At 59.9% G+C, this 9,965-nt stretch carries 10 protein-coding genes; 2 read left to right on the forward strand and 8 right to left on the reverse strand.

All coding sequences use genetic code 11. From position 1 onward, the window contains the following. Positions 1–8: 8 nt before the first annotated feature. Together kefB and kefG are read right to left on the reverse strand one after the other, a co-directional pair. Positions 9–1,814: a glutathione-regulated potassium-efflux system protein KefB gene (kefB, locus tag L463_RS20630; RefSeq protein ID WP_032103994.1), complete on the reverse strand. Its 1,806-nt coding sequence runs from the start codon at positions 1,812–1,814 to the stop codon at positions 9–11. After that, positions 1,814–2,365, reverse strand: a complete 552-nt coding sequence (kefG, locus tag L463_RS20625) for a glutathione-regulated potassium-efflux system ancillary protein KefG (RefSeq protein WP_003861686.1) — start codon at positions 2,363–2,365, stop codon at positions 1,814–1,816. The genes kefB and kefG overlap by 1 nt, the downstream gene beginning before the upstream one ends. 132 nt (positions 2,366–2,497) lie before the next feature. Between kefG and L463_RS20620 the strand changes: the two genes are divergently transcribed. After that, a complete protein-coding gene (locus L463_RS20620; RefSeq protein WP_023295522.1) occupies positions 2,498–4,402 on the forward strand; it encodes an ABC transporter ATP-binding protein in 1,905 nt (634 codons plus the stop codon). 15 nt (positions 4,403–4,417) lie between these two features. Beyond that, positions 4,418–5,350, forward strand: a complete 933-nt coding sequence (locus L463_RS20615; protein ID WP_032103995.1) for a LysR substrate-binding domain-containing protein — start codon at positions 4,418–4,420, stop codon at positions 5,348–5,350. A gap of 85 nt (positions 5,351–5,435) precedes the next feature. Here the strand turns inward: L463_RS20615 and mdcH are convergent, their stop codons facing one another. The 6 genes from mdcH to mdcC all read right to left on the reverse strand — a co-directional run bounded on the left by mdcH (position 5,436) and on the right by mdcC (position 9,960). Further along, a complete protein-coding gene (mdcH, locus tag L463_RS20610) occupies positions 5,436–6,332 on the reverse strand; it encodes a malonate decarboxylase subunit epsilon (RefSeq protein WP_032103997.1) in 897 nt (298 codons plus the stop codon). Beyond that, complete coding sequence (locus L463_RS20605) at positions 6,332–6,949, reverse strand: malonate decarboxylase holo-ACP synthase (protein WP_023295525.1); 618 nt, start codon at positions 6,947–6,949, stop codon at positions 6,332–6,334. Before L463_RS20605 ends, mdcH begins: the two co-directional genes overlap by 1 nt. Positions 6,950–6,951: 2 nt before the next feature. Continuing rightward, complete coding sequence (locus L463_RS20600; protein ID WP_000222846.1) at positions 6,952–7,911, reverse strand: AEC family transporter; 960 nt, start codon at positions 7,909–7,911, stop codon at positions 6,952–6,954. Positions 7,912–8,034: 123 nt separating this feature from the next. Next, positions 8,035–8,835, reverse strand: coding sequence for a biotin-independent malonate decarboxylase subunit gamma (mdcE, locus tag L463_RS20595; protein WP_032104009.1), 801 nt, complete (start codon positions 8,833–8,835; stop codon positions 8,035–8,037). Further along, on the reverse strand, positions 8,835–9,668 hold the full coding sequence (locus tag L463_RS20590) for a biotin-independent malonate decarboxylase subunit beta (protein ID WP_017384167.1): 834 nt from the start codon (positions 9,666–9,668) through the stop codon (positions 8,835–8,837). Before L463_RS20590 ends, mdcE begins: the two co-directional genes overlap by 1 nt. Further along, positions 9,661–9,960: a malonate decarboxylase acyl carrier protein gene (mdcC, locus tag L463_RS20585; RefSeq protein WP_000411786.1), complete on the reverse strand. Its 300-nt coding sequence runs from the start codon at positions 9,958–9,960 to the stop codon at positions 9,661–9,663. Before mdcC ends, L463_RS20590 begins: the two co-directional genes overlap by 8 nt. Between the last annotated feature and the right edge of the window lie 5 nt (positions 9,961–9,965).

The following is a 9,965-nucleotide window of genomic DNA, read 5'->3' on the forward strand; positions in this document are numbered from 1 at the left end:
GTTACCCTTTATTCAAATTCATCCCAGCCGTCGAGCTGGCGTCGTTCCTGTTGCATCTCACGCTGGAAGATCTCCTCCAGTTCGCGACGCGCTTCCCGCACGCGGGAGATCTGCGCCGTGTCGCTGTGCACGGGCATCAGTTCACGCAGCATTCGCATATCCAGCCGGCGGAAATGCATCTGGGCGCGTTGCGCCTGGTGAGGATGCATACCCAGCGAAACCAGCGCCTTGCGTCCCAGCTCCAGCGCGCTGGAGAAGGTTTCGCGGGAGAAGTGTTTCACACCCGCCTGCAAAAGTTCGTGAGCCTCCACACGTCCACGCGCACGCGCCAGAATATGCAGATGCGGGAAATGCTGCTGGCACAGCTCCACCAGCTTCATCGTGTCTTCCGGATCGTTGCAGGTGATGACGATGGACTCCGCAGCCTCTGCCCCCGCCGAGCGCAACAGCTCAAGCTGCGTCGCATCGCCGTAGTACACCTTATAACCATATTTGCGCATCAGGTTGACGGCGCTGATATCACGCTCCAGCACCGTAATGCGCATTTTATTCGCCATCAACAGGCGACCAATCACCTGTCCGAAGCGACCAAAGCCCACGACGATCACCTGCGGTTTATCATCTTCCACCCACGGCGCTTCGTCTTCATCGTCTGCGGGATTCAGGCGGCGCGACAGCAGTTTGTCCACCAGCTTCATCAGCAGCGGGGTGGTCATCATCGACAGCGTAACCGTCACCAGCAGCAGCGCCATCTGGTCATCTTTGAACAGCTTCTGAGACGACGCCGTGGAAAACAGCACAAACGCAAATTCTCCACCCTGGCTTAACACGCTGGAAAACTGCATTCTTTCCGAGCTGCGCAGCCCGTAAATCCTCGCGAGGAGATACAGCACCAGCGTTTTGACCGCCACCAGCACGGCGACACTCGCAATAACCCACAGCAGATGGGTATAGAGCACGCCAAGATTAAGCGCCATACCCACCGAGATAAAGAACAGCCCTAACAGCAGCCCCTTAAACGGATCGATGGCGGTCTCCAGCTCGTGGCGGTACTCACTTTCCGCAAGCAGCACCCCGGCGATAAACGTCCCAAGCGCCATCGACAGCCCCAGCGCATCCATAAACAGCGCTGAGCCAAGCACCAGCAGCAGCGTTGCGGCGGTGAATACCTCGCGCACGCCGGATGCGGCAATAAACCGGAATACCGGACGCAGTAAAAACCGTCCGCCGATCAGCATCCCCGCGAAGGCCAGCACCTTCATGGAGATCTTCATCCAGTCGAAATGATCGTCTCCGGAGCCCGCCAGCAGCGGCACCAGCGCCAGCGCCGGGATCACCGCTAAATCCTGGAACAGCAGCACCGAAAAACCCAGTTGCCCCGCCTCGTTGCGGTTCATCCCTTTGTCGCGCATCAGCTGAAGCGCCATCGCCGTCGACGACATCGCAAGACCGATCCCGCCAATCACCGCGGCCTGCCAGGAAAACTGCGTCAACATCAGCAGTCCCGCGAGAATGGCCGCGCTGAGTAACACCTGCGCCGCCCCGACGCCAAAAATAGATTGCCGCAGTTGCCACAGCTTGGCGGGGTTCAGCTCCAGCCCGATGATAAACATCAGGAAGACCACGCCCAGCTCGGAGAAGTGGAGAATTTCATCCACATCGCTGATAAACCCAAGCCCCCAGGGGCCAATGGCGATCCCTGCCAGCAAATAGCCCAGCACCGCGCCAATGCCGAGACGCGCAGCAAGCGGGACCGCGACGACGGCGGCAAACAGAAACAGCACCCCGGCAAGGAGTAAATTCGAACCGTCCATTAGCGTCCTCCCGCCGGAATCGGTGACGCCAGCCATTCGCCATAGGCCCTGGCATGGCTCGCCAGTGCTTTCGGATCCTGTCGCCGTGCCCAGTAGATAATAATCGGGCTCATCCAGTGCATACGGCACATCGCCGCCGTCAGCTCAAACGGCCGCAGAATGTCGCTCATGGGGTAACGGTTCAGCCCGTCGTGACGGTAAGCGCTTTCCGGCTCACCGGTGGTAATGACACTCCGCCAGTACTTTCCCGCCAGTTGGTTGCCCCCCACCCCGCTGGAGAAGCCCCGGCTCAGCACGCGGTCCAGCCACTCTTTGAGCAGCGCCGGACAGCTGTAGGTATAAAGCGGATGCTGGAACACAATCACGTCGTGCTGACGCAGCAGTTCCTGCTCGTAAGGAATATCGATAAAAAAATCAGGATAGTGCGCGTAGAGATCGTGCACCGTTACGTTACTGAGCTGTGTGGCCGGCTTAAGCAGCACCCGGTTCGCCACCGAGTCCTGTGATTCCGGATGGGCATACAGCAGCAGCACTTTCGCTGTCTGAGACATCACTCCCCTCCCGGTTCTGTTTTTGTGTATTGTTGTCGTTTTGGGCTACCATGGCGGCCCGGTGGGGAAAATGGCCCACACCTTACATTATCATAATGACAAATTAACATAGTCGGAACATACGGCGCTTCTATGATTGTTTTCTCCTCGTTACAAATTCGTCGCGGCGTGCGCGTCCTGCTGGATAACGCGACTGCTACCATCAACCCGGGCCAGAAAGTGGGGCTGGTCGGCAAAAACGGCTGCGGTAAATCCACCCTGCTGGCGCTGCTGAAAAACGAGATAAGCGCGGATGGCGGTAACTTTACCTTCCCGGGCAACTGGCAGCTCGCCTGGGTGAACCAGGAGACGCCCGCGCTGAGCGAACCCGCGCTCGACTATGTTATCGACGGCGATCGTGAATACCGCAAGCTCGAAGCGGAGCTCAACGCCGCCAACGAACGTAACGACGGCCACGCCATCGCCACCGTCCACGGCAAGCTGGACGCCATCGATGCCTGGACCATTCGCTCCCGTGCCTCCAGCCTGCTGCACGGTCTGGGTTTCAGCAACGAACAGCTTGAACGCCCGGTGAGCGATTTCTCGGGCGGCTGGCGCATGCGCCTTAACCTGGCCCAGGCGCTGATCTGCCGCTCCGACCTTTTGCTGCTCGATGAACCCACCAACCACCTCGATCTTGATGCGGTTATTTGGCTGGAGAAGTGGCTCAAGAGCTATCAGGGCACTCTGATTCTGATCTCTCACGACCGCGACTTCCTCGATCCGGTAGTGGATAAAATCATTCATATCGAACAGCAAAGCATGTTCGAATACACCGGCAACTACAGCTCCTTCGAGCGCCAGCGCGCGACGCGCCTTGCCCAGCAGCAGGCGATGTATGAAAGCCAGCAGCAGCGCGTGGCGCACCTGCAAAGCTTTGTGGATCGCTTCAAGGCCAAGGCTTCAAAAGCCAAGCAGGCGCAGAGCCGCATCAAGATGCTGGAACGCATGGAGATGATCGCCCCGGCGCACGTGGATAACCCGTTCCACTTCAGCTTCCGCGAGCCTGAAAGCCTGCCTAACCCGCTGCTGAAGATGGAGAAGGTCAGCGCGGGCTATGCCGAGCGCATTATTCTCGATTCCATCAAGCTCAACCTGGTGCCGGGTTCACGTATTGGTCTGCTGGGGCGCAACGGTGCCGGTAAATCCACGCTGATCAAACTGCTGGCGGGCGAGCTTAACCCGGTCAGCGGCGAAATCGGGCTGGCGAAGGGCATCAAGCTAGGCTACTTCGCCCAGCATCAGCTGGAATTTTTACGCGCGGATGAATCGCCGATCCAGCACCTGGCGCGCCTGGCGCCGCAGGAGATGGAGCAGAAGCTGCGCGACTACCTCGGCGGCTTTGGCTTCCAGGGCGATAAGGTGACTGAAAACACCGAGCGCTTCTCCGGCGGCGAAAAGGCCCGTCTGGTGCTGGCGCTGATCGTCTGGCAGCGTCCAAACCTGCTGCTGCTTGATGAACCGACCAACCACCTCGATCTCGACATGCGCCAGGCGCTGACCGAAGCGCTGATCGAGTTCGAAGGGGCGCTGGTTGTCGTATCGCACGACCGCCACCTGATCCGCTCCACCACCGACGATCTCTACCTGGTGCACGGCGGCAAAGTGGAGCCGTTCGACGGCGATCTGGAAGATTACCAGCAGTGGCTGACGGACGTGCAGAAGCAGGAAAACCAGCCGGAAGAGTCAGCGAAAGACAACGCCAACAGCGCCCAGGCGCGTAAAGACCAGAAGCGCCGTGAAGCGGAACTGCGCACCCAGACGCAGCCGCTGCGTAAAGAGATTGCCCGTCTCGAAAAAGAGATGGAAAAGCTCAACGCCACGCTTGCTGCCGTCGAAGAGAAGCTGGGCGACAGCGAACTGTACGATCAGAGCCGCAAAGCGGAGCTGACGGACTGTCTGCAAACTCAGGCGAAAGCCAAATCCAGCCTCGAAGAGTGCGAAATGGCATGGCTGGACGCGCAGGAACAGCTGGAAGCGATGCTGCAAGCCGACTAACACGCCGGGAGGGTTATGGGCTTCGATACCACGAGCGAGATTACATTCCGTAAGCTCAGCATCTTCATGACGTTCATGGAGAAGGGCAATATCGCACGTACCGCCGAAACGCTCGGCCTGAGCGGTGTCAGCGTGCACCGCGCGCTGCATACCCTCGAAGAGAACGTCCGCTGCCCGCTCTTTGCTCACAAAGGGCGTAACCTGATTGCCCTCCCCTCCGCGTGGACGCTGCTGGAGTATTGTCAGGAGGTGATGCAGGTGATGGAGCGCGGGCTGGAAGAGTCGCGCAAGATCGCCGGTATCGGCCAGGGACGGTTGCGCGTCGGCACGCTCTACTCGCTGACGCTGGAAACCGTGCCGCGCCTGATAATGGGCATGAAGCTGCGCCGTCCGGATCTGGAGATGGATCTGACGATGGGCTCGAACGAAACCCTGCTCCATATGCTGGATGAGGGATCGCTGGATGCGATTTTAATCTCTATTTCCGAAAGCGATATCGACCGTAACAGCCTCGAAGTGCTTCCTCTGTTCCATGACGATATTTTCCTTGCCGCACCGGCCTCTGCCACGCTGAATACCAACGGCCCCGCCGATCTGCGTGATTATAAAGATCAGAAGTTTGTCGCCCTCGCGGAAGGGTTCGCCACTTACGCCGGGTTTCAGGAAGCGTTTCATATCGCCGGTTTCGAGCCGGAGATTGTGACGCGCGTAAACGATATCTTCTCGATGCTGAGTCTGGTGCAGGCGGGGGTCGGGTTTACGCTGATGCCGGGCAGGATGAAGAAAGTGTATGAAAATTCGGTACAGCTACTGAAGCTGGCGCAGCCGTACCAGATGCAGCAGCTGATTGCGATCGTCTTTGCCCGCAACCGCGAGCAGGATCCGAGCCTGCGGGCATTGGCCGCGGAAGGGCGGATGTATGCGAGAAGTTTGCAGGATAGTGCCTGATGTTATTGCCCGGTGGCGGCTGCGCCTTACCGGGCCTACTCCCGAATTGTAGGCCCGGTAAGCGTAGCGCCACCGGGCTAAAAACTCATGCACGAAGCCGACCCGCCAGATGCACCGCCACGTCCACCCCGCTGCGCTCCAGCGAAATGGATTCACCTTCCCACGCCGCCTGCCGCGTCAGACAGGTCAGGATGCCCCCTGGCGGCATCTCAATCGCCAGCCGCGCTTCACGCTCGTTAGCGGAAATCACCGCCTCCTGCCAGCGCACGGTTCGCGCCATATTCATCGCCAGATCGTCGGCAATTTTCTCCGGCTGCCAGAGCACGCGTCCGGTACTGCCGCTCAGGTACGCACAGCGCGGACGTGAAAGCGTGACCGAATTAAATGCTGCCACCAGCTTCTGCGCCGGTTCCGCCAGCAGTTCACAGTGCGACGGTACGCTCACCGCCAGCCGCTTAGCCTTGCTCGCGCCTTTTGCCAGGGCGCGCTCCGCCACCTGCGCCATGCCGTCATCGGCTCCGGCAATCACGATCTGCGTTTCGGCGTTCAGGTTAGCAATATAGGTTCCTGTCCCCTGAAGCAGGTTTTCCACCTGGGGCAGGGTCAACCCCATAATCGCCGTCAGGCCGTAGCCGTGCGGGTATGCCTGCTCCATCAGATCGCCGCGCAACGCCACCAGCTTCAGCGCGTCCATAAAGTCCAGCGCGCCGGCGATAACCGCCGCAGGATAAGCGCCAATGGACAGCCCGCTGACGATATCCGGCGACACGCCGCGACGTTCCAGCTCGCGCGCCCACGCCACGCCGGCAATCAACAGCGAAAGCTGAACCGCACGGGTGTGGGTTAACGAGCATGCGCTGTCCAGGGTATCAACTTCCGCCCCCAGCACAGCACGGGCCTGCTCCAGCTCCGTTCCCGGCAGGTTTTGCAGCATACCTTCATGCTGTGTGCCCTGCCCCGGAAAGGTAAACAGTATTTTCATTACTCCTCCCTGTGCCATGGATCCGCCACCAGGCGCGGTCCACATTGCGTTTTTAGCAGCGTTTTGCCGTCGCGTAACCATTCCGCCAGCGCGAATCCGCCCTCGGGCGTGTCCACCTGCGTATCCGCCCGGCACAACGCACGGCTGAGCTGAGCCTGCCAGCCAGTAAACGCCTCAGGGGAAACGGCACGCGGGGCGCGGATGAGCAGATCGAGATCGCTGTCGGCGTGGATCACCGGAATGCCGGTCGCCAGCGCGTAACCCGTACTGCCGGTTATCCCCCACGTCCACGTCCACGACTGCTGCGCAAGCTGAAGCGCCACCTGAACCGGCGGCTGAGTGATAAACGGCGAACGCAGCAGGTCGGCGGCAACGCTCAAATCTTCGGGCGACACCACGCGCAACACGTTCTCAGGCTTCACCCATCCGCCCGCCCGCTGGTCGCGGCGCAATCCGCGCACGCCAACGGGAATACGGCCTTCATTATCAACATCACGCCGCACCACTACCGGTAGTCCGGCATGCCAGGCCGCGTCCACCCAGGATTCGGTAATCCCTTCCAGGGCGTCGCGCGCGGTAAGCCAGATGAGGTCGTGTGGGCGTAATGTTGTGGTCATGATTACATTCCTGAAGTCAGCGAGATAAACAGCGGCAGCGACAGGATACACAGTACGGAGCTCAACAGCAGCACGGCTTCAGCATCCGGCGACTGCACGCCAAAGCGGTTACCGAACACCACGCCAAAGAAGCCCGCGGACAGCGCAATCATCAGGATGGCGGTGATCGCCACGGAGCCGTGCAGACCGAAGATTAAAACGATACCCCAGGCGATCGCTGGCTGGATCAGCAGCTTGGCGATAGTGGAAGTGATCACCATGGTGTTGATCTGAAGTTTACGCGCGGAGAGGATCACCCCGGTCAGGAACAGCGCCGCAGCGGTCGCAGACAGTCCCAGCGGTTTAATCGCCGCCAGTACCAGCTCCGGCATTTTGATGCCGATAGCGGACAGGATCACACCCAGCAGCGGGCCCATCACGATCGGTTTTTTAATGGAACGCCACATCAGCACCGGCAGCATGGAAAGCGTTGAACCCGAGTTATTGCCTTCGGCGCGGGCTTTCTCACGCTCCAGAATCAGCAGGCAGAACGGGGTCATCAACACTGAACCACAGGCGATGGAGACCGCCACGGACAGTGAGGTTGAAGGGCCTTCGCCCAGCACGCTGCCCAGAATCGGCAGGCCAAGCGCCGCGTAGTTTGGCAGGGCGACGGTAAGCGTCAGCACGGCCGCATCCTGCGGGGATTTTTTAAACACTTTCGTCGCGAGGAAGTAGATGACCGCATAGGTGATCCACATCGCCAGGGTGAGCACCAGGATCAGCGGCGACTGCGCCACGATGCCGGTCCACGGAGTTTGCACGGTGGCGCTGAACAGCGCAGCCGGGAGTGCAAAATCCATCACGAAGATATTCAGCAGGGAAACATTTTTGTTATCGACCATCTTTGCCTTACCGGCCCAGAATCCCAGCAGCATGATGACGAAAATCGGTGCAAGAGCATGAACAATTACGTAAGTCATAAATCACCTGTAGTAAAAAAGTTTAAGCACTGGCGCGATGTTTATTATTTTCAGGATGCAGGTTCCCGCGTGGACGCAACGGGCGCGCCCACGGGGTGATGCATCTGGCAGGTCTCTTTTTACTTACCAGCTGGCTCGCATACGTTCACGTACGAGCGCCGAGCTGCGGCGGTTGTCAGCACCCAGACGGTTTTTCAACGTGGTGTCCTGACGCGCGTCGCTGATGGCCTGTTGCAGGGTGGTTTTCACCCGCGTCAGATCGCTTTCGGTAGGGGCATCCGGATTGCTGATATCCAGCAGGTCGGAAAGCAGCCCCAGCGTGGCGTAGTTGCTGATGTCATACGCCATTGGCGGAATGGTTGCAGCCAGTTTTTCCAGCGCCTCAACGGTACGCAGCGTAATGCGCGCCGCAGACTCTTTGCCCATGGCATGGATCAGCACGCCTTTATCGTTGAAGGCAATCAGACGGTTAGCCTGGTAGCCGTGCGCCAGAAACGCGCCGGACATGGCCTTACCGACGATAAGACCAATCACCGGATGACCCGCCAGCCGCGCATTAGCGTAGGCGGCAGCGGCGCCGGCCAGCGCCTGGTGGATACCAAACGCCTCTTCGCGACGGCCATAGGCCTGGCTTGGGACGTCGATTACCGCCACAATCGGGCGCTTCACGGCTTTATCTGCGTCGGCGGCGACGGTTTCGCTGACCACTTTTGCCAGCGTCCATCCTTCCAGCAGGCCGACTTCACCCTGCGCCGCGCGCGGGAAGTGGTTGTTGGCGTCCGGCACCACGGCGACAAAACGCACCGTTTCACCGTTTAGCTCGCCGTCTGCGGCCTGCACGGACGGGCATAACCCCTCCAGACGTTTCGCGTTCGGGGCCAGAGTTTCCAGCCAGAGTTCGCCACGGCTAATTGAGTTAGTCATCATTTCACCTCCCGGGCAAAAAGCGCTTTAATCTGTTCGGCATCGGCCTGTTTGCGGGTGTCGAAATTCGTCAGACGGTTCAGGTAATCGTCGTAGTTATCGGTGCGATGTTTCGCCGGTACGCCTTTGGCGATGGCTTCGTTCATCGCGGCTTTCACCGCGTTCACGCCGTCGCCCACCAGCGCGTCCACCAGCCCGCTTTCAAAGCGTACTTCGCCGCCGGTCATGCTCCAGATAAACGGACGGTCGCGGGAGTCATACTCTTCAATGCCCGCTTCCTGCTCGATAACCTGCGGACCGTTGAGGCCGAGCCGCGCTTCGCGGGTCACAATCAGGTAGCTGCACAGCGCCGCGGCGATAGACATCCCACCGAAGCAGCCCACGGTCCCGGCGACAATCCCGACGACCGGGGTATAGCGACGCAGGTCAACGATCGCGGCGTGGATATCGGCAATCGCCGCCAGGCCGAGGTTGGCTTCCTGCAAACGTACGCCGCCGGTTTCGAGGCACAGCACCGCCTGAGTCGGAATGCCGTTGCGGTTATCTTCCGCCGCCAGCTCCAGCGCTGCCGCCATTTTGGCGCCGGACACTTCGCCCATGCTGCCGCCCTGGAAGGTGCCTTCAATCGCCACCACCACCGCAGGCTGGCCGTTGATGGTCCCTTTCGCGACCACCATGCCGTCATCGGCCTGAGGAACAATCCCCTGTGGCCCAAGCCACGGAGAGATAATGCCTTCAAACGGATCCAGCAGTTCGCGGTAGCTGCCGTCGTCGAGCAGCGCCTGCGCACGCTGGCGCGCTTTTAATTCGATAAAGCTGCTGTCATCACGCATGGTTCACCCCTTCAAAAACCTGTTCGATACGAATGCGTGCCACGCCCGGCGTCGCGCCGAAGTCGTGGATGGTCAGCTTACCGGCGGGCAGGCTGCTGACGGTTTGCAGGCGGTTGAACAATGCCTCCCAGCGCCCGCGGCTGTTGTCGACGGAGGTGGTGATATCAATGGTTAAGGTCTGGCCCGGTTCGGCGGTGAAAAGCACCTCCATATCCCCGGAACCGACGACCCCTGCCAGCGCCCTGCCGCTTACTTCGCGGCTGGCGGGCACGGTCAATGTGATTTTTTCCATAACAT

The organism is Enterobacter sp. BIDMC 27 (assembly GCF_000534415.1).
GTDB lineage: Bacteria > Pseudomonadota > Gammaproteobacteria > Enterobacterales > Enterobacteriaceae > Enterobacter > Enterobacter hormaechei_C.

Excerpts from the sequence above, each read along its gene's own strand:
- kefB (WP_032103994.1), bottom strand. The coding sequence starts at position 1,814 with ATGGACGGTTCGAATTTACTCCTTGCCGGGGTGCTGTTTCTGTTTGCC.
- kefG (WP_003861686.1), bottom strand. The coding sequence starts at position 2,365 with ATGTCTCAGACAGCGAAAGTGCTGCTGCTGTATGCCCATCCGGAATCA.
- L463_RS20620 (WP_023295522.1), top strand. The coding sequence starts at position 2,498 with ATGATTGTTTTCTCCTCGTTACAAATTCGTCGCGGCGTGCGCGTCCTG.
- L463_RS20615 (WP_032103995.1), top strand. The coding sequence starts at position 4,418 with ATGGGCTTCGATACCACGAGCGAGATTACATTCCGTAAGCTCAGCATC.
- mdcH (WP_032103997.1), bottom strand. The coding sequence starts at position 6,332 with ATGAAAATACTGTTTACCTTTCCGGGGCAGGGCACACAGCATGAAGGT.
- L463_RS20605 (WP_023295525.1), bottom strand. The coding sequence starts at position 6,949 with ATGACCACAACATTACGCCCACACGACCTCATCTGGCTTACCGCGCGC.
- L463_RS20600 (WP_000222846.1), bottom strand. The coding sequence starts at position 7,911 with ATGACTTACGTAATTGTTCATGCTCTTGCACCGATTTTCGTCATCATG.
- mdcE (WP_032104009.1), bottom strand. The coding sequence starts at position 8,835 with ATGACTAACTCAATTAGCCGTGGCGAACTCTGGCTGGAAACTCTGGCC.
- L463_RS20590 (WP_017384167.1), bottom strand. The coding sequence starts at position 9,668 with ATGCGTGATGACAGCAGCTTTATCGAATTAAAAGCGCGCCAGCGTGCG.
- mdcC (WP_000411786.1), bottom strand. The coding sequence starts at position 9,960 with ATGGAAAAAATCACATTGACCGTGCCCGCCAGCCGCGAAGTAAGCGGC.